Origin of the sequence: Streptomyces sp. NBC_01478 (assembly GCF_036227225.1) — a bacterium.
In the GTDB taxonomy this organism is placed as follows: domain Bacteria; phylum Actinomycetota; class Actinomycetes; order Streptomycetales; family Streptomycetaceae; genus Streptomyces.
Map to the genome: position 1 here is coordinate 7,747,007 of NZ_CP109444.1, position 17,685 is coordinate 7,764,691.

General features: G+C 68.8%; 15 protein-coding genes and 1 tRNA gene. 15 read left to right on the plus strand and 1 reads right to left on the minus strand.

Annotated features, from left to right (window positions below):
- Nucleotides 1-165: 165 nt before the first annotated feature.
- The 6 genes from OG223_RS35245 (at nucleotide 166) to OG223_RS35270 (ending at nucleotide 4,092) form a co-directional block, all read left to right on the plus strand.
- Nucleotides 166-747 (plus strand): lamin tail domain-containing protein, encoded by a 582-nt coding sequence (locus OG223_RS35245; protein WP_329257408.1) that lies wholly within the window; start codon nucleotides 166-168, stop codon nucleotides 745-747.
- Between the two features lie 243 nt (nucleotides 748-990).
- Complete coding sequence (locus OG223_RS35250; protein WP_329257410.1) at nucleotides 991-1,131, plus strand: hypothetical protein; 141 nt, start codon at nucleotides 991-993, stop codon at nucleotides 1,129-1,131.
- A 270-nt stretch (nucleotides 1,132-1,401) separates the two neighbouring features.
- A complete protein-coding gene (locus tag OG223_RS35255; RefSeq protein WP_329257414.1) occupies nucleotides 1,402-1,758 on the plus strand; it encodes a hypothetical protein in 357 nt (118 codons plus the stop codon).
- Entirely contained in the window at nucleotides 1,755-1,949 is a 195-nt protein-coding gene (locus OG223_RS35260; protein WP_329257417.1) for a helix-turn-helix transcriptional regulator, read from the plus strand. The genes OG223_RS35255 and OG223_RS35260 overlap by 4 nt, the downstream gene beginning before the upstream one ends.
- Nucleotides 1,946-3,409: a tyrosine-type recombinase/integrase gene (locus tag OG223_RS35265; protein WP_329257420.1), complete on the plus strand. Its 1,464-nt coding sequence runs from the start codon at nucleotides 1,946-1,948 to the stop codon at nucleotides 3,407-3,409. The genes OG223_RS35260 and OG223_RS35265 overlap by 4 nt, the downstream gene beginning before the upstream one ends.
- A gap of 104 nt (nucleotides 3,410-3,513) precedes the next feature.
- Complete coding sequence (locus tag OG223_RS35270) at nucleotides 3,514-4,092, plus strand: hypothetical protein (protein WP_329257423.1); 579 nt, start codon at nucleotides 3,514-3,516, stop codon at nucleotides 4,090-4,092.
- 161 nt (nucleotides 4,093-4,253) lie between these two features.
- On the opposite strand, the gene OG223_RS35275 is transcribed toward OG223_RS35270, so the two are convergent.
- Nucleotides 4,254-4,325, minus strand: a tRNA-Arg gene (locus OG223_RS35275).
- 59 nt (nucleotides 4,326-4,384) lie between these two features.
- Between OG223_RS35275 and OG223_RS35280 the strand changes: the two genes are divergently transcribed.
- The 9 genes from OG223_RS35280 to OG223_RS35320 all read left to right on the plus strand — a co-directional run bounded on the left by OG223_RS35280 (nucleotide 4,385) and on the right by OG223_RS35320 (nucleotide 17,587).
- Nucleotides 4,385-5,041: a response regulator gene (locus OG223_RS35280; protein ID WP_329257426.1), complete on the plus strand. Its 657-nt coding sequence runs from the start codon at nucleotides 4,385-4,387 to the stop codon at nucleotides 5,039-5,041.
- Nucleotides 5,042-5,306: 265 nt separating this feature from the next.
- Nucleotides 5,307-6,515 carry an ArgS-related anticodon-binding protein NrtL gene (gene nrtL / locus OG223_RS35285; protein ID WP_329257429.1) on the plus strand — a complete coding sequence of 403 codons (1,209 nt, stop codon included), beginning with the start codon at nucleotides 5,307-5,309 and terminating at the stop codon, nucleotides 6,513-6,515.
- 85 nt (nucleotides 6,516-6,600) lie between these two features.
- On the plus strand, nucleotides 6,601-7,998 hold the full coding sequence (lysA, locus tag OG223_RS35290; RefSeq protein WP_329257432.1) for a diaminopimelate decarboxylase: 1,398 nt from the start codon (nucleotides 6,601-6,603) through the stop codon (nucleotides 7,996-7,998).
- A 151-nt stretch (nucleotides 7,999-8,149) separates the two neighbouring features.
- Nucleotides 8,150-9,442 (plus strand): homoserine dehydrogenase, encoded by a 1,293-nt coding sequence (locus OG223_RS35295; protein ID WP_329257435.1) that lies wholly within the window; start codon nucleotides 8,150-8,152, stop codon nucleotides 9,440-9,442.
- A 6-nt stretch (nucleotides 9,443-9,448) separates the two neighbouring features.
- Nucleotides 9,449-10,507, plus strand: a complete 1,059-nt coding sequence (gene thrC / locus OG223_RS35300; protein WP_200679749.1) for a threonine synthase — start codon at nucleotides 9,449-9,451, stop codon at nucleotides 10,505-10,507.
- Nucleotides 10,508-10,777: 270 nt separating this feature from the next.
- On the plus strand, nucleotides 10,778-11,707 hold the full coding sequence (thrB, locus tag OG223_RS35305) for a homoserine kinase (protein ID WP_329257442.1): 930 nt from the start codon (nucleotides 10,778-10,780) through the stop codon (nucleotides 11,705-11,707).
- A 402-nt stretch (nucleotides 11,708-12,109) separates the two neighbouring features.
- The gene (gene rho / locus OG223_RS35310) at nucleotides 12,110-14,134 is read left to right on the plus strand and encodes a transcription termination factor Rho (RefSeq protein ID WP_329257445.1); all 2,025 of its coding nucleotides are present in this window, start codon (nucleotides 12,110-12,112) and stop codon (nucleotides 14,132-14,134) included.
- Between the two features lie 259 nt (nucleotides 14,135-14,393).
- Nucleotides 14,394-16,232, plus strand: coding sequence for a trypsin-like serine protease (locus OG223_RS35315; RefSeq protein ID WP_329257447.1), 1,839 nt, complete (start codon nucleotides 14,394-14,396; stop codon nucleotides 16,230-16,232).
- Between the two features lie 218 nt (nucleotides 16,233-16,450).
- Nucleotides 16,451-17,587 carry an LCP family protein gene (locus OG223_RS35320; RefSeq protein WP_329257450.1) on the plus strand — a complete coding sequence of 379 codons (1,137 nt, stop codon included), beginning with the start codon at nucleotides 16,451-16,453 and terminating at the stop codon, nucleotides 17,585-17,587.
- Nucleotides 17,588-17,685 lie beyond the last annotated feature (98 nt).

The following is a 17,685-nucleotide window of genomic DNA, read 5'->3' on the forward strand; positions in this document are numbered from 1 at the left end:
AGGCGACAGTCACGGAAATACGACTGACTCGTAACACGATCCACGTATCGCTCATATCCCGTCCGCACGGTGGAGAAGGTGTGGGTGTGCGGCCAACAGGCCGCCACCCGCACACCGCACAGCCCGGGGTACGGCCGTAGCCGTATCCGGGGAGGTGCCCGCACCATGCTGGGGGAACCCGTGACCTCTTCACCTTCCGTGTCCGTCCGCCGTCTGGCCGCAGCCGCTCTGGCGGCCGGTGCTCTCGTCGGCGCGGCGGCACTGCCGGCGACCGCTGCTGACCACGCGGCCCGGCCGAGCGTGGAGATCAGCCGCGTGCAAGCCGACTCGCCGGGACAGGACGACCGCTCCGCCCGTTCGCTGAACAACGAGTGGGTGGAGATCACCAACCACGACCGCCGCAGCGTCAACCTCGACGGCTGGAAGCTCTCGAACAAGGACGGCAAGACCTACATCTTCCGCCACTACCGCCTCGACGGCCACGCCACCGTCCGCATCCACACCGGAAAGGGCCGCGACACCGCCAAGGACGTCTACCAGGACCGCCGCGACTACGTCTGGGACAACCGCTCCGACACCGCCACCCTCCGCAACGACCACCGCCGCCTCGTCGACGACAAGTCGTGGGGCGGCCGTAACGGCGGCGGCCACGGGGGCGGCGGCCACAACGGCGGCGGCCACAACGGTGGCGGTCACGGGGGCGGCGGCCACAACGGCGGCGGTCACGACGGTGGCGGCCACCACTGAACCACCCCGCACCACTCCGTCATGACACCCGAGCGGTGACGTGACATCCGCGGCGCGCTTCCCCGGCCAGGGGCGGCGCGCCGCTTGCGTGCCGGCTGCCGCTGCCGCTGCCGCTGCCGCCGAAGCGGGAACGCCCGCGGACCGCGTGGACGGCCGATCAGCTCATGGCCGCGGAGTTCGCCGAGCCCAAGTGGGCGGTGCCCGGCGTCTTGGGGGGCCAGCAGGCGTGCCGGGCTCACCCTCGTGACCGAGTGTCCGCCCTTCCCCGTGGGCGGTAGCGAGGCCATCGCGCAGTGGTTGGACCGTAACCCGGACGCGCGCATGGTCGTCATCGACGTGTTCGCCAAGATGCGCGGACAAGCCCCGCAAGGGGTGTCCGCGTAAGACGCCGATTACGTCTCCGTCGGCTACGCGAAGCGCCTCGCGGATCACTACGGCATCGCCGTCGTCCTGGTCCACCACGTCCGCAAGGCAGGCTCGGACGACTTCCTGACCGAGGTCTCCGGGACCAACGGCATCGCGGGCGCCGCGGACGCCACGCTCGTACTGAAGCGGGCCCGCGGGCAGGCTGACGGCATCCTGCACGTCACCGGCCGCGACGTCGACGAAGCTGATTACGCCCTCAGCTTCCAACCCGCCTCCGGTGCCTGGCACTTGCTGGACGGCCCCGCCACCGACCACACCGTCGGAGACACCCGCGCCGCGATCCTCCGCTACGTCCGCGCCCACCCCGGCGCCAAGCCCAAGGACATGGCGGGCGAGCTGCCGCACGTCGACATGGACACGAACCGCCGGACCTGCTCGCGCATGGCCGAGGCCGGACAGCTCACCAAGGACGTCGGCGGCCGGTACTTCCCGGACACCGAGACCCGGACACAGGGCGCCCAAGAGGTGTCCGCACTGTCCGACTGTCCGGTTACCCCATCTGACCAGCACGAACAACCCGGACAGTCGGAATTGGAGCTGTCCGGGCTGTCCGGGTCGACCGAAGCTGAAGGGACGGCGGTATGAGCGCCCGCGTGCTGGACGAGAAGTTGACCGTTGCGGAGGTCATCACCGATTTGAAGGTGGCTCCGTCGACGTTCTACCGGTGGCGCCAACTCGGGAAGGGCCCGCGTTCGATCAAGCTTCCCAACGGTGACGTACGCATCCGCCGATCCGAATACGAGCGTTGGCTTGCGGAGCGGGAGGACGCCGCGTGAGCGCGACCGATGACGCCTCGCCTCTCCGTCCGCACGGGGAGGCGCGGCCGGGGTACTCCCTCGACGTCCGGCTGTGGAAGGTCACGAAGGTCGACCGCAAGGCACGGCCGTATCAACTTCGTTGGGTTGTAGGCGGGAAGGTGAGCAGCGCGACGTTCGCCACGTCGGCACTTGCCGAAAGCCGACGCTCGGAGTTGCGGCAGGCGATGCGCCGGGGCGAGGCGTTCGAGATCGAAAGCGGACAGCCTGAGTCCGAAGTCCGCGCGGCGGAAGAGGCGGCGGCAACGGCGGCTGAGGCCAAGCCGTCGTTGCGGTGGTTCGAGTTCTGCCGGAAGTACGTCGCCGGACGGTGGCGCATGAGTGCCGCCAAGACCCGTGAGGGCATGGCGGACGGTCTCGCGGCCGTGTCGCTCGCCATGGTGAAGCGAGGCGAGAACACCCCTGAGGACAAGTGCCTGCGCCTGGCGTTCCGGTGGGCGATCGTCCCCGCGAACGCGGGAAATGAGCCGCCGGCCGAACTGAAGGCCGCTTACGAGTGGCTCACGAAGGAGGACCGTCCGGTTGTCGACCTGGTCGACCTTGAGGTATTCGAGGACGTGCTGTACCGCCTCAGCTATCGGCTCGACGGCACCCCGGCGGCGGGGGAGACGCACAAGCGCCGGCGCCGGGTCCTGAACACGGCCCTCGAACACGCCGTGGCCGCCAAGGAACTCCCGGAGAACCCTCTCCAAGGGGCCCACAAGAAGCGCGTGGGTTCCGGCGCGATGGTGGACCGACGCGTCCTCGTGAACGCCGTACAGGGGCGCCAGTTGCTCACTGCGGTCTCCTACGTCGGTTCGTGGGACCGCAACCGTGGGCGGCGTCTGGCGGCCTTCTACGCGGTCCTGTACTACGCAGGGCTCAGGCCTGCTGAGGCGGTCGGGCTGAGGCTGTCCGACTGTCACCTGCCGGACGCGGGTTGGGGCACGCTGACGCTTCGGGAGACGCGTCCGATCTCCGGTAAGCAGTGGACCGATTCGGGGGAGCGGCACGACCGCCGGGGGCTGAAGGCGCGCGAGGCGGACACGGACCGTCCGGTCCCCATCCCGCCCGTTCTGGTCGCGATCCTACGGGCCCATCTGAAGGAGTTCGGTACCGCCAAGGAAGGGCGCGTGTTCGGCAACGAGCGCGGGGGAGTGGTCGGTTCGTCGACGTACTGGCGCGTCTGGGAGGAAGCCCGGCTCTTCGCCCTCCCGCCGGAGCGCGTCGACTCGCCGCTGGCCGGACGTCCGTACGACCTGAGGCACGCGTGCATCACGCGGTGGCTGAATGCAGGGGTCCCAATCGCTGAGGTTGCCCGGCGGGTCGGCAACTCCCCGGAGGTGATTCACCGCCGATACCACGGCTGCATTGACGGGCACGAGGAAGCGGCCAACGAAAAGATCAGTAAGGCATTGGAGGAGGAGGGCGACATGGGCTAATGGCGCGTCCCTTGAGGTCGGTTCGGCCACCCACAGTTGGCCTCAAGTGCCGTACAGGGCAACTCCGGTGCACCCACACTAGTGCGAATGGCATACTCTCCGACATGTTGGAGAAAGTCCACGAGACGTGGAAAAGCTACGCAACTCTCATCGCGCCCTCGTGGGGTGCGGACGATCCCAGGCACAACCTGTCCACTGAAGTTCGAGACCGACTTGAGCAGATGGACGTCCTTATGGCGGACGTACGGAGGCTCAGCGAGCAGTGGAAGACGGACATTGGCGGGCTGTCGCCCGAGACGTACCCGGCGTTCCGCGAACTTCAGATTCACCTACGCCTGTCGGTGGAAGGCTTCTACCTTGCCGGTTGGCGCGTGCTTCGGTGCCTGAACCAGCCGTCCCCGATCGCCTTCCCGAACATCGCCGACGTGCGTGTCCCGAGTGTCGAAAGGGTCGCAGAGGCTGTACTTGGGATAGCCGACGGTCTCTCCATCACCCAGTCCATGGTGCACACCGAAGCGGGCCCGGTCCTGGGACAGACTGCCATCGTCATCGAAGGTGGTACGGGTCGGACGTATCCCAGTGCGGACAGCGCCGACATGGGTCTCTTCGTCACCGCTGAACAGTTCCGCATGGCCTTGGAGAAGGCGCTTGGGGATGCCCTGGGGGAACTCTCTCGCGGTTGACCCACCGACGAGAGTGCCGACGGTGCGTCGCGTGTATCGCAGATAGTGCGTGGACAGTGAGAGACAACGAGAAAGAGCGGGAGTCAGTGAGACTGACTCCCGCTCTCTCAAGTCGGCATCCGCACAGGTCAGAGCATGATTCTTGGTGCTTGACTGGCGAGTGCCCCCGGCAGGATTCGAACCTGCGCACACGGCTCCGGAGGCCGTTGCTCTATCCCCTGAGCTACGGGGGCGTGTTCGTCGCGGTGTTTGCGGCGACGGGTAGAACCCTACCAGCTACGTAGGGGTGTTCATGAACGGGTTTCTCCGTGGTCAGGGAGGCGTGCTGGGGGGATCGCAGGGGGTGGAAGTGGGGAAAACCCGGACGCGGTGGCCGGTCCGGACCTACTCTCGAGTTGTGCCAGGCGCGTCGGGTCGGGTGCTTGTTGTGGACGACAACAAGGTCATCCGGCAGTTGATCAGGGTCAATCTCGAGCTGGAGGGTCTCGAGGTCGTGACCGCGGCCGATGGTGCCGAGTGTCTGGACGTCATTCATCAGGTACGGCCCGATGTGGTGACCCTGGATGTCGTCATGCCTCGGCTGGACGGACTGCGGACTGCCGCTCGGCTGCGCAGCGACCCCCGTACCCGTGACCTGCCCCTCGCCATCGTCAGCGCCTGCACCCAGTACGAGGTCGAGAGCGGGCTCGACGTCGGCGTCGACGCGTTTCTCGCCAAGCCCTTCGAACCTGCCGAACTCATCACTCTCGTACGGCAGTTGATCGAGCGCGGGCGGCGTGACCCGCGTGGGCCGGCGGATGGCCTCTCCATTGGTGGTGTCTTCGGGGACGGCGGTTCCAGCGCCGCCGCCAACGTCAACGCCAGTGCCGGCAGTGCCAGCGCCAGCAGCGCCAGTGCCAGTACCGGTGAGGGCGAGCGGGCTGGGCAGGGTGGGCGTAGCGGCGGCTGAGGCCTCCCCGTATACGCGAGTCCCACGTCCGCATACGCGGGGCCCTCGTCTGCGTACGCCCGTCGTCCCTCGCCTCCATGCGCCAGTCCCTCCCCTATACCGGCTGTACGGCTATACCGACTGCACAGCCGGCATCCCTGATTCACGCTCCCTCGCTCGTCGCCATGAATCGGCCCCCTCCCCTGCACCGCCCCCGCGTCCACATCCCGGACCCCCGCCCAAACCGGCTGGCCTACCCACCCCCCTCCTCCCATACGCTTGTCCCGTGACCCCCGTCGAGCTCTCCCGTACCGTGCTGCGCGCGGTGCGTCGTGCTGTCGAGGACGGGGAACTGAGTGTGGTCGTGCCGGAGAAGGTCTTGGTGACCGTTCCGGGGGCCGGCGGGTGGGGGGACTACGCCACCAACATCGCCCTCCAGCTCGCCCGGCCCGCCGGGGAGACCCCCCGCCGTGTCGCCGAGCTGCTGCGGCCGCATCTCGTCGGGGCCCACGGCGTCAGCGGCGTCGAGATCACCGGGCCCGGTTTCCTCAACATCAGTCTCGGGAGTACGGCGTCCATCGCTCTCGTCGAGGAGATCCTGCGGCGCGGACCGCGGTATGGGTTCGTCGATGCTACCGACATCAGTCACCGCGACGACGACCGTGACCTCGCCGGTGGTCAGCCCGCCCCCACTGCCCCCACCACCACCCCCCTCCTCCACCTCCACGCCCCCAACGACCCCCGCGCCCTCGTCGTCATGGACGTCGTCGCCCGCCTCCTGCGCTCGCAGGGCACCCGCGTCCGCACCAGCTCCGCGAGTCGCCCCGAGTCCGAATGGCCGACCTTTCTCGGTATCGACGTCGGTGCCGAGGCGGGCATTGAGGTTGGTGTCGACGTCGGTGTCGACGTCGGTGTCGAAGCCGACGCATACCGCACCCCGGCCCCGGAGACCCCCACCCCTCCCGACGCCGTCGACATACGGCCGGTACCCGCGTCCCACCCCGCGGATCTCCTCCCTCTCGGCCGCGACGCCGCCCGCTGGGCCCTCCTGTACCCCGCCGCCCACGACCGGCCCCGCCTCACCGCCGACCATCTCGTGCAGCGGGAGAGCAACTCCCTCTTCCGGGTCCGTTACGCCTACGCCCGCACCCGGGCCGTCAGCCGTAACGCCGCCGACCTCGGCTTCGTCGCCCGACCCGGCGACGTACGAGACGTACGAGACGTAGAAGAGGCCACCACCCCCCTTGCGACCCTCCTCGCCGACCACCCCCGCGTCCTCGCCCGCGCAGCAGCCCACCGTGCCCCCGACCTGCTCGCCCGTCACCTGGTCGCCGTAGCCGATGCGACCCTCGCTCTCCTCCCCGCGGTGCTTCCGCTCGGGGACGAGAAACCCTCGGCCGCCCACCGTGCCCGGCTCGCGCTTGCCGAAGCCGCCGGGGCGGTGCTGGCCGGTGGCCTCTCCCTGCTCGGCATCGACGCACCCGAACACCTCTGAGCGTCAGGATCGAGCCAAGACCAAGGCAAGACCCAGAAGGCACCACTCGATCCCCGCGCCAGGAAGAGACAGAAGAGAACACGACATGAGCCGTTCCGCACACCCCGCCGGTCCCCGTCACGCCGATGTGCTCCCCGAAGGGCACTACTCGGGGCCCGCCGCCGACCTCAACGCACTCGACCCCAAGGTGTGGGCCCAGACCGTCACGCGTGACGCCGACGCGGACGGGGTCGTCACCGTCGGCGGTATCGACGTGAAGACCCTCGCCGAGCGGCACGGGACCCCCGCCTACGTCCTCGACGAGGCGGACTTCCGGGAGCGGGCCCGGGCCTGGCGTACCGCGTTCGGGCAGGACGCCGACGTCTTCTACGCCGGCAAGGCGTTCCTGTCCCGTGCCGTCGTGCGGTGGTTGCACGAGGAGGGGCTCAATCTCGACGTGTGCTCCGGTGGCGAGCTCGCCACCGCGCTCTCCGCCGGCATGCCCGCCGACCGCATCGCCTTCCACGGCAACAACAAGTCAGTCAGTGAGATCACCAGGGCCGTCGAGGCGGGCGTCGGGCGGATCGTTCTCGACTCCTTCCAGGAGATCGTGCGCGTCGCCCATATCGCGCAGTCCCTCGGCAAGCGGCAGCCCGTGCAGATCCGGATCACGGTCGGCGTCGAGGCGCATACGCACGAATTCATCGCCACCGCCCACGAAGACCAGAAGTTCGGGATTCCGCTGGCCGGCGGGCAGGCCGCCGAAGCCGTACGGCGTGCTCTTCAGCTCGACGGGCTGGAGCTGATCGGGATTCACAGTCACATCGGGTCGCAGATCTTCGACATGTCCGGGTTCGAGGTCGCGGCCCACAGGGTGGTCGGGCTGTTGAAGGACATTCGCGACGAGCACGGCGTCGAGCTGCCCGAGATCGACCTCGGGGGCGGGCTCGGGATCGCGTACACCAGCGACGACGATCCCCGCGAGCCGCACGAGATCGCCAAGGCGCTCACCGAGATCGTCACCCGTGAGTGCGACTCCGCCAGGCTGCGGACCCCTCGTATCTCCGTCGAGCCGGGGCGTGCCATCGTCGGGCCGACCGCCTTCACGCTCTACGAGGTCGGCACCATCAAGCCCCTCGACGGGCTGCGGACGTATGTGTCGGTCGACGGCGGCATGTCCGACAACATCAGGACCGCGCTCTACGACGCCGAGTACAGCGTCGCTCTCGTGTCCCGCCGCTCCGACGCCGAGCCCATGCTCACCCGGGTCGTCGGCAAGCACTGCGAGAGTGGGGACATCGTGGTCAAGGACGCGTTCCTGCCGGGGGACCTGGCACCCGGTGACCTCATCGCCGTACCGGCGACGGGCGCGTACTGCCGTTCCATGGCCAGCAATTACAACCATGTGCTCCGGCCGCCGGTCGTCGCCGTGAAGGATGGCGAGTCGCGGGTCATCGTCCGCCGGGAGACGGAGGAGGACCTGCTCCGGCTCGACGTCGGCTGAGCCGACACCGACCAGTCGGGGGTGGAAGATCTACGGTCTTCCACCCTCGTAGAAATGAAATCGATGTCTCACGATCCGGACCATGGACAGAAACTCCCGTCCGGTGAGTGAGACTGGTGCAACCGATGACGGTATGAGGAAACGAGGTCGGATGATGCGTACGCGTCCGCTGAAGGTGGCGCTGCTGGGCTGTGGAGTGGTCGGCTCAGAGGTGGCGCGCATCATGACGACGCACGCCGACGACCTCGCCGCACGGATCGGCGCACCGGTCGAGCTCGCGGGGATCGCGGTACGGCGGCCGTCCAAGGTCCGTGAAGGCATCGACCCCGCCCTCGTCACCACCGACGCCACCGCCCTCGTCGAACGCGGCGACATCGACGTCATTGTCGAGGTCATCGGGGGTATCGAGCCCGCCCGCTCCCTCATCACCGCCGCCTTCGAGCACGGCGCCTCCGTCGTCTCCGCCAACAAGGCGCTGCTCGCCCAGGACGGCGCCGCCCTGCACGCCGCCGCCGAGAAGCACGGCAAGGACCTGTACTACGAGGCCGCCGTCGCCGGCGCGATTCCGCTGATCCGGCCGCTGCGCGAGTCCCTCGCCGGGGACAAGGTCAACCGGGTGCTGGGGATCGTCAACGGGACGACCAACTTCATCCTCGACAAGATGGACAGCACGGGGGCCGGGTATCAGGAAGCCCTCGACGAGGCCACCGCGCTCGGGTATGCCGAGGCCGATCCCACCGCCGACGTCGAGGGCTTCGACGCCGCGGCCAAGGCCGCCATCCTCGCCGGAATCGCCTTCCACACGCGCGTGCGTCTCGACGACGTCTACCGCGAGGGCATGACCGAGGTCACCGCCTCCGACTTCGCCTCCGCGAAGAACATGGGCTGCACCATCAAGTTGCTCGCCATCTGCGAGCGGGCCGAGGACGGGGGATCCGTCACCGCGCGCGTGCACCCCGCGATGATCCCGCTCAGCCACCCGCTCGCCTCCGTACGCGGCGCCTACAACGCCGTGTTCGTCGAGTCCGACGCCTCCGGGCAGCTCATGTTCTACGGCCCCGGAGCGGGCGGTGCCCCCACCGCCTCCGCCGTGCTCGGCGACCTCGTCGCCGTGTGCCGCAACCGGCTCAACTCGACCACCGGGCCCGGGGAGTCGGCGTACGCCGGACTGCCGGTGTCGGGCATGGGCGAGGTCGTCACGCGGTACCACATCAGCCTCGACGTCGCCGACAAACCGGGTGTTCTCGCACAGGTCGCCACCGTGTTCGCCGAGCACGGTGTCTCGATCGATACGGTTCGGCAGCAGGGGAAGGACGGCGAGGCCTCTCTCGTCGTCGTCACGCACCGCGCGTCCGACGCCGCCCTCACCGGGACCGTCGAGGCGTTGCGCAAGCTCGACACCGTGCGGGGTGTCGCCAGCATCATGCGGGTTGAAGGAGAGTAACCAGCAATGACCCACCAGTGGCGCGGAATCATCGAGGAGTACCGGGACCGGCTCCCGGTGTCCGACAGCACGCCGGTCGTCTCCCTCCGCGAGGGCGGCACGCCCCTCGTGCCCGCGCAGGTGCTCTCCGAGCGCACCGGCTGCGAGGTCCACCTCAAGGTGGAGGGCGCCAACCCCACCGGGTCCTTCAAGGACCGCGGTATGACCATGGCCATCACGCGGGCCAAGGAGGAGGGCGCGCAGGCCGTCATCTGCGCCTCCACCGGCAACACCTCCGCGTCCGCCGCCGCCTACGCCGTACGCGCCGGGATGGTCTGTGCCGTCCTCGTGCCGCGCGGCAAGATCGCGCTCGGCAAGATGGGCCAGGCCCTCGTGCACGGCGCGAAGATCCTCCAGGTCGACGGAAACTTCGACGACTGCCTCACCCTCGCGCGCGAGTTGAGCGACAACTACCCTGTGGCGCTGGTGAATTCGGTCAACCCGGTGCGCATCGAGGGCCAGAAGACGGCCGCCTTCGAGATCGTCGACATGCTCGGCGACGCGCCCGACATCCACGTCCTGCCGGTGGGCAACGCGGGCAACATCACCGCGTACTGGAAGGGCTACAAGGAGTACGCCGGCGACGGCATCGCCGCCAAGACCCCGCGCATGTGGGGCTTCCAGGCGTCCGGTTCCGCGCCCATCGTGCGCGGCGAGATCGTCAAGGACCCCTCGACGATCGCCACCGCGATCCGCATCGGCAACCCGGCCTCCTGGCAGTACGCGCTCGCCGCGCGGGACGAGTCCGGCGGGTTCATCGACGAGGTGACGGACCGTGAAATCCTGCGCGCCTACCGGCTGTTGGCCGCTCAGGAGGGCGTTTTCGTCGAGCCCGCGTCCGCCGCTTCCGTCGCCGGTCTCCTCAAGGCGGCCGAGCAGGGCAAGGTCGACCCGGGCCAGACCATCGTCTGCACGGTGACCGGAAACGGTCTGAAGGACCCCGACTGGGCCGTCGCGGGCGCCCCGCAGCCGGTCACGATCCCGGTCGACGCGCCGACGGCGGCCGAGCGACTCGGACTCGCGTAGAGCAACGCGTAGAACGGCGGCCGGGGGACATCCCCACCGGGGGTGCACAGGGGGCTTACGACACGCATCGTGCGCCTCCTGTGCGCCCTATGTCGCCACAGAACCTTCCTTCGATAGGCTGTACCGAACCCGCCCGCCGCATATGCCTGCGCGCATGGCTCGGCACCGCGCCGTCTCCACGGCCCGAGGGTCTTCACGTACCTATCGGATGTCATCGAATTTCATCGAATGTCTTCGACAATCACGCAGCTCAAGGAGAGTCATCGAGCGATGGCCGGTCCAGCCTTCCGCGCCGCCGCCGTCCGGGTGCGCGTCCCCGCCACCAGCGCCAACCTCGGCCCGGGCTTCGACGCCTTCGGCCTCTCGCTGGGGCTCTACGACGACGTCGTCGTCCGTGTCGCCGACTCCGGGCTGCTCATCGACATCGCCGGCGAGGGCAGCGAGACCCTCCCGCGCGACGAGAACCACCTCCTCGTACGGTCCCTGCGCACCGCCTTCGACCTGCTCGGCGGACAGCCGCGCGGCCTGGAGATCGTCTGCGCCAACCGCATTCCGCACGGCCGCGGCCTGGGTTCGTCCTCCGCCGCCATCTGCGCCGGCATCGTCGCCGCGCGCGCCGTGACCATAGGCGGGGACTCCCGGCTCGACGACACGGCCCTGCTGGAGCTCGCCACCGAGATCGAGGGCCACCCCGACAACGTGGCGGCCTGTCTGCTGGGCGGCTTCACGCTCTCCTGGATGGACGGCGGAGCCGCGCGGGCGATCAGGATGGATCCCGCCGATTCCGTCGTTCCGGTGGTTTTCGTGCCCGGGAAGCCGGTGCTCACCGAGACCGCGCGCGGCCTGCTCCCGCGCAACGTCCCGCACGTCGACGCCGCCGCCAACGCGGGCCGCGCCGCACTGCTCGTCGAGGCCCTCACCCGGCGCCCCGAGCTGCTGCTGCCGGCCACCGAGGACCGCCTGCACCAGGAGTACCGCGCGCCGGCCATGCCGGAGAGTGCCGCACTCGTGGACCGCTTGAGGGCGGACGGAGTTCCGGCCGTCATCTCCGGTGCGGGGCCCACTGTGTTGGCACTCGTCGACGCCGACAACGCCGACAAGGTGTCCCACCTCGCAGGCGAGGGCTGGGCCGCCAACCGGCTCGATCTCGACGCACAGGGCGCGTGCGTACTTCCGCTCGCGGCCTCCCCTGTCCATTGACTACGTACCGTCGCCGGATTTCGAGAGGGGGAATGTTTGTTGGATCCGGTAGTGTTAATCTCAAGTCTGCACCCGACCCCACCATGGCGAGGTGCTTGTTGTCCCCGTCCGGGACAGACATTCTTCCGGGAGCCTCCCAAACCACACTGCGTTCCGTCCAGGCGCTGAGTGGTTCGCCGGGCACGCTTCGGAAGCCGGGAAAGCTCCGGAATTGGTGCGACCAAGCAACCTGACACAGCAACGCGGTGTCACTGCTTTGGGAAGCGCCGTCACCAGAAATCTCTTCCGCCGCCTAGGCGGACCACCGCCCCGGCACGGTTCACACAGCAAGAACCGAAGCCGGACAGCACAACCGGTCGCCGAGCCAGACAGGCCGACGTCCGCTCCAGGGAAGGACCCTTCGTGAGCGACACCACCGATCTGATGGGCGCGCGTGTCGAGGAGACCGCTGCCGCGCCCGCCACGGACGCCTCCGCGCCTGCCACCGGTGCCGGCTCCCGGCGGCGCCGCGGTACCGGCCTCGACGGCATGGTGCTGGCCGAGCTGCAGCAGGTCGCATCCGGCCTCGGCATCAGGGGCACCGCGCGGATGCGCAAGAGCCAACTGATCGAGGTCATCAAGGACGCGCAGACGGGCGGAGGTGCTCCGGCCAAGGCCGAGACCGCCACCGAGACCAAGCCGAAGCGCCGCGCCACCTCCAAGACCCGTACGGGCGACGAGGCGGCCGCCCCGGCCGAGCAGAAGGCCGAGAAGGTCGCCGCCGAGAAGGCCGTGGCCCAGCAGCAGATCGAGATTCCCGGCCAGCCCGCCAGCGACGATGCGCCGGTTGAGCGCCGTCGTCGCCGTGCCACCGCCGAGGCCGGCAGCCCCGAGACGGTCGTCGCCGAGGTGAAGAGCGAGCCGAAGGCCGAGACGCCCGCCGCCGCGCAGGGCGAGGTCAGGTCCGACGCCGGTGACGACGGCCGTCAGGGCCGCCGCGACCGCCGTGACCGCGACCGCGGTGGCCGTCAGGACCGCGACCGCGGCGACCGCCGCAAGGGCGAAGAGCAGCAGGGCGGCGGTCAGCAGCAGAGCGCCGGCCGTCAGGACCGTCAGCAGAGTGGCGGTCAGCAGCAGAGCGGTGGCCGCCAGGACCGTCAGGACCGGCAGCAGCGCGACAACGGCCCGCAGGACGATGACGAGTTCGGCGATGGCCGGCGCGGTCGCCGCGGCCGGTACCGGGACCGCCGTGGCCGTCGCGGCCGTGACGAGTTCGGTGGTGGCGCCGCGGGTGAGCCGCAGGTCGCCGACGACGATGTCCTGATCCCCGTCGCGGGCATCCTCGACATCCTCGACAACTACGCCTTCATCCGCACGTCGGGTTATCTGCCGGGCCCGAACGACGTGTACGTCTCCCTCGCCCAGGTCCGCAAGAACGGCCTGCGCAAGGGTGACCACGTCACCGGCGCGGTCCGTCAGCCCAAGGACGGCGAGCGCCGCGAGAAGTTCAACGCGCTGGTCCGCCTCGACTCGGCGAACGGCATGGGCGCCGAATCCGGGCGCGGGCGGCCGGAGTTCAACAAGCTGACGCCGCTGTACCCGCAGGACCGGCTCCGGCTGGAGACCGACCCGGGGGTGCTGACGACCCGCATCATCGACCTCGTCGCGCCGATCGGTAAGGGCCAGCGCGGTCTGATCGTGGCCCCGCCGAAGACCGGCAAGACCATGATCATGCAGGCGATCGCCAACGCGATCACGCACAACAACCCCGAGTGCCACCTGATGGTCGTCCTGGTCGACGAGCGTCCGGAAGAGGTCACCGACATGCAGCGGTCGGTGAAGGGCGAGGTCATCTCCTCGACCTTCGACCGTCCCGCCGAGGACCACACCACGGTCGCCGAGCTCGCCATCGAGCGCGCCAAGCGGCTGGTGGAGCTGGGCCACGACGTCGTCGTCCTGCTCGACTCCATCACGCGTCTGGGCCGTGCCTACAACCTCGCCGCGCCCGCCTCCGGCCGCATCCTCTCCGGTGGTGTCGACTCCACGGCGCTGTACCCGCCCAAGCGCTTCTTCGGTGCCGCGCGCAACATCGAGGACGGCGGTTCGCTGACCATCCTCGCCACCGCGCTCGTCGACACCGGCTCGCGCATGGACGAGGTCATCTTCGAGGAGTTCAAGGGCACGGGTAACGCCGAGCTGAAGCTCGACCGGAAGCTTGCCGACAAGCGCATCTTCCCGGCGGTGGATGTCGACGCGTCCGGTACCCGTAAGGAAGAGATCCTGCTCGGCAGCGACGAGCTGGCCGTCACCTGGAAGCTCCGCCGTGTGCTGCACGCGCTTGACCAGCAGCAGGCGATCGAGCTGCTTCTCGACAAGATGAAGCAGACGAAGTCGAATGCGGAGTTCCTGCTTCAGATTCAGAAGACGACTCCTGGCAACGGTGACTAGTCGTTCCGCTGGTTTAGCTGAAGAGTTGCCGGTTGTTGGTTGACTGCTGGTAGTTCGTGGCTGGTCGCGCCCACGCGGCGGAGCCGCACAATGTCACAGCTCCGCGCCCCTTTGGGGCGCTGAAGGGCCGCCTCCTTTTTTATCAAGGGGGCGGCCCTTCGCGTTGTCTGTGTGCCGCTGTACGATCGCGCCCTTCGGACTTGTTTTCGACAATCGTCCGAACTTCTGATCCCGAGGGGGGACTTGAATGGGTACGCCCATGCCTGGGGCCGGTCGGCACAGACGCCGGATACGTTTTGGCCTGCCCGTCGCCGCGGCCGGTGTCGCCGCCGCCGTGGCCGCAGCGCTGATGACGACGTCCGCCGGCGCGGCCACCGCGCTGCCGACGCCGACCGCGAAGCCCGTCATCGCACAGCCGTCGCTCGAGACGCTGAAGAAGCGCATCGTGGGCGCCGAGGCCGGTGACGACGTCGCCGGTGAGACGACGACCAAGAAGTCGTCCAAGAGCGCGAGCACCACCGCCACGACCGCCAGCCCGAAGATCATCGGCGGTACGACGACCACCATCAGCGCCGCGCCGTACATGGCGCAGCTCTGGTACTACGACGACAAGGGCACCACCACCGAGGACGACGACATCGGCTTCTTCTGCGGTGGCTCGGTCATCTCGCCGTCGAAGATCCTGACGGCCTCGCACTGCGTCAAGGGCTACAACTGGGCCAAGAACGGCGTCGTCGTCACCAGCGCCACCGTGCTGCCGACCACCGACGCCGACGGCAACGCCGACCTGCACGGCGGTCAGGCCACCGCGGTGCTGCGCCAGTGGAACCACCCGTCGTACAACGCGACGACGATCGACAACGACGTCGCGGTCCTCACCCTGGCGGCTCCCGTCAAGGCGACGCCGATCCGCCTGACGACGAACACCGACACGACGTCGTACACGGGCACGGCCGCCAAGACGGCCAAGGTCTACGGCTGGGGCCGTACCAGCTCCACCACGCAGGACATCTCCGAGACGCTGAAGACGGCCTCGCTGCCGATCCAGTCGGACGCCACCTGCATCGCCGCCTACGGCAGCCTGTTCATCAAGAACCACAACGTCTGCGCGGGCGAGCCCGCCACCGGCAGTGACACCGGTACGACGGCCATCTGCAACGGCGACTCCGGTGGCCCGCTGGTCGTCGCAGGCCGGATCGTCGGTGTCGTCTCCTGGAGCGCCGACGACGGCGTCGCCGGCCACGACTGTGTCGTCGAGGGTTCCTACGGCGTCTTCGCCAAGGTCACCGCGTACGTCGGTGCCGCCTACGCGCAGGTCGACGACGGCAACCTCAGCTACACCGACAACAAGGCCGACGTGTACGCCCGCAAGTCCTCCAACAAGGTGGGCTACGAGCTGGACTCCAAGGGCACCTCGCTGGCCACGCGCGTCTCCCTGGGCGACTGGGGCGGCGTCAACCTCGTCCGCTCGGCCGACCTGAACCGGGACGGCTACCAGGACTGGATCTACCGGACCACCGCCGGCGCGGTCTACTGGGACCACTTCCAGCTCAACAGCGCGCGGGACGACGGCAGTTGGGTCAGCACGAAGATCTTCACCAACTGGAAGACCCGCACCCGGATCATCGCCCCCGGCGACATCACCGGCGACTACCTGCCCGACCTGGTCTCGGTCGACAGCGCCGGCGTGCTGTGGATCTACCCGGGCAAGGGCAACGGCACCTTCGCCTCGCCGTCGCGGGTCGGTGGCGGCTGGAGCCAGTACAACGCGCTGGTCGGCCACGGCGACTTCAACGGCGACGGCAAGGCCGACCTGCTCGCCCGCAACAAGAGCACCGGCGTCGTCTACCTGTACAAGGGCGCCGGCAAGTCCGGCACGGGTGCCTTCGCGGCCCGCGTGAAGGTGCGCACCTGGGGCAGCTACACCGCCTTCGACTCGGTCGGCGACTTCACCGGCGACGGCAAGGCGGACCTCCTGATCCGCAACGCCAGCGGCTCGCTGTACGTGTACCCGGGCACCGGGAAGGCCACGAGCGAGATCTTCGGCACACCGAAGTCGCTCGGTACCGGTTTCCAGCAGTACGACATCTTCGGGTGAAAGAGCAGGTGAGCGGGGTGTGACCCGCTGATCCGACTACACAGGGTGCCCATCGCCGTACGCGATGGGCACTCTGCGTTGTGCAACCCTTTCTCGAGTTTCCCTGTCTGACCTGGTGGAGTGACCATGGAGCGAGGATTGAGCGGTATCGGTCGCTTCGGCCAGGCCTGAACCCTGAAAGCAGGGGGTAACCGACCGGAACGAGATTCGAGGAGCCCATGTCCGCCGAGAGCACGCCGGAGCCCGCGATACCGGGCAAGGACGGCAACAACGGCCCGCGCCACCGCGCCGGAGGCCGTAAGAAGGAGCGCAGCCCGCACAGCAAGGCCCTGCTGCTCATGGCCTGGACCGCCGCGGGCGTCGTGGTGCTGGGCGGCGCCGGCGCCGGGTACGTGTACTTCAAGCTCAACGGCAACATCAAGAGCGTCGACATCAACCAGGCCCTCGGCACCGACCGGCCGGTCAAGGTCGACAACGGCTCCGAGAACATCCTGGTCCTGGGCTCCGACAGCCGCTCCGGCAGCAACAAGAAGCTCGGCGGCGGCACCGACGACGGCAGCGCCCGCTCCGACACCGCGATGATCGTGCACGTCTACAAGGGCCACAAGAAGGCCAGCGTGGTCTCCATCCCGCGCGACACCCTCGTCGACCGCCCCGAGTGCACCGACACCAAGGGCGTCACCCACGACGCGGCGTCCGGCGTGATGTTCAACGAGGCGTACTCCACGGGCGGCGCCGCCTGCACGGTGAAGACCGTCGAGTCCGTCACCGGGCTGCGCATGGACCACTACCTGGAGGTCGACTTCGCCGGCTTCGAGAAGCTCATCGACGAACTCGGCGGCGTCCCGGTCACCACGACCAAGGCCATCAAGGACCCGCAGAGCCACCTCGACCTCAAGGCCGGCACCCACACGCTCAACGGCCAGCAGGCCCTCGGCCTGGTCCGCACCCGGCACGGCGTGGGCGACGGCTCCGACCTCGGCCGTATCCAGCTCCAGCAGGCCTTCATCAAGGCCCTGGTCAACCAGGTCAAGCACATCGGCGTCCTCACCAGCCCGACCAGGCTCTTCGACCTCGCCAACACCGCCACCAAGGCCGTCACCACCGACTCCGACCTCGGCTCCGTGAACTCCCTCACATCCTTCGCCAACGGCCTCAAGAGCATCAGCTCCAAGAACATGGCCATGGTCACGATGCCGGTCGAGTACGACCCGGCGAACCCGAACCGGGTGATCGTGGAGAAGACGAAGGCGCAGATGGTCTGGACGGCTCTGAAGAACGACCAGCCCATCCCCGCGGCGGCAACCAAGGGCACCGCGACCGGTGAAGCCAAGGGCGTGGTGACAAGCTCTTAACGGGCGCGGGGCCGTGTCGATTTGCGGCTCCGCCGCGGGACGCGCTCGGCCCCCACCGGCCCGCAGGGAATAGACAGCGCGAACCCCCGGTTTTGGGG

Coding starts and splice junctions, on each gene's coding strand:
- lysA (WP_329257432.1), top strand. CDS start 6,601: ATGAGCCGTTCCGCACACCCCGCCGGTCCCCGTCACGCCGATGTGCTC.
- OG223_RS35270 (WP_329257423.1), top strand. CDS start 3,514: ATGTTGGAGAAAGTCCACGAGACGTGGAAAAGCTACGCAACTCTCATC.
- OG223_RS35280 (WP_329257426.1), top strand. CDS start 4,385: ATGAACGGGTTTCTCCGTGGTCAGGGAGGCGTGCTGGGGGGATCGCAG.
- OG223_RS35320 (WP_329257450.1), top strand. CDS start 16,451: ATGTCCGCCGAGAGCACGCCGGAGCCCGCGATACCGGGCAAGGACGGC.
- OG223_RS35260 (WP_329257417.1), top strand. CDS start 1,755: ATGAGCGCCCGCGTGCTGGACGAGAAGTTGACCGTTGCGGAGGTCATC.
- thrC (WP_200679749.1), top strand. CDS start 9,449: ATGACCCACCAGTGGCGCGGAATCATCGAGGAGTACCGGGACCGGCTC.
- OG223_RS35315 (WP_329257447.1), top strand. CDS start 14,394: ATGCCTGGGGCCGGTCGGCACAGACGCCGGATACGTTTTGGCCTGCCC.
- thrB (WP_329257442.1), top strand. CDS start 10,778: ATGGCCGGTCCAGCCTTCCGCGCCGCCGCCGTCCGGGTGCGCGTCCCC.
- OG223_RS35245 (WP_329257408.1), top strand. CDS start 166: ATGCTGGGGGAACCCGTGACCTCTTCACCTTCCGTGTCCGTCCGCCGT.
- OG223_RS35295 (WP_329257435.1), top strand. CDS start 8,150: ATGATGCGTACGCGTCCGCTGAAGGTGGCGCTGCTGGGCTGTGGAGTG.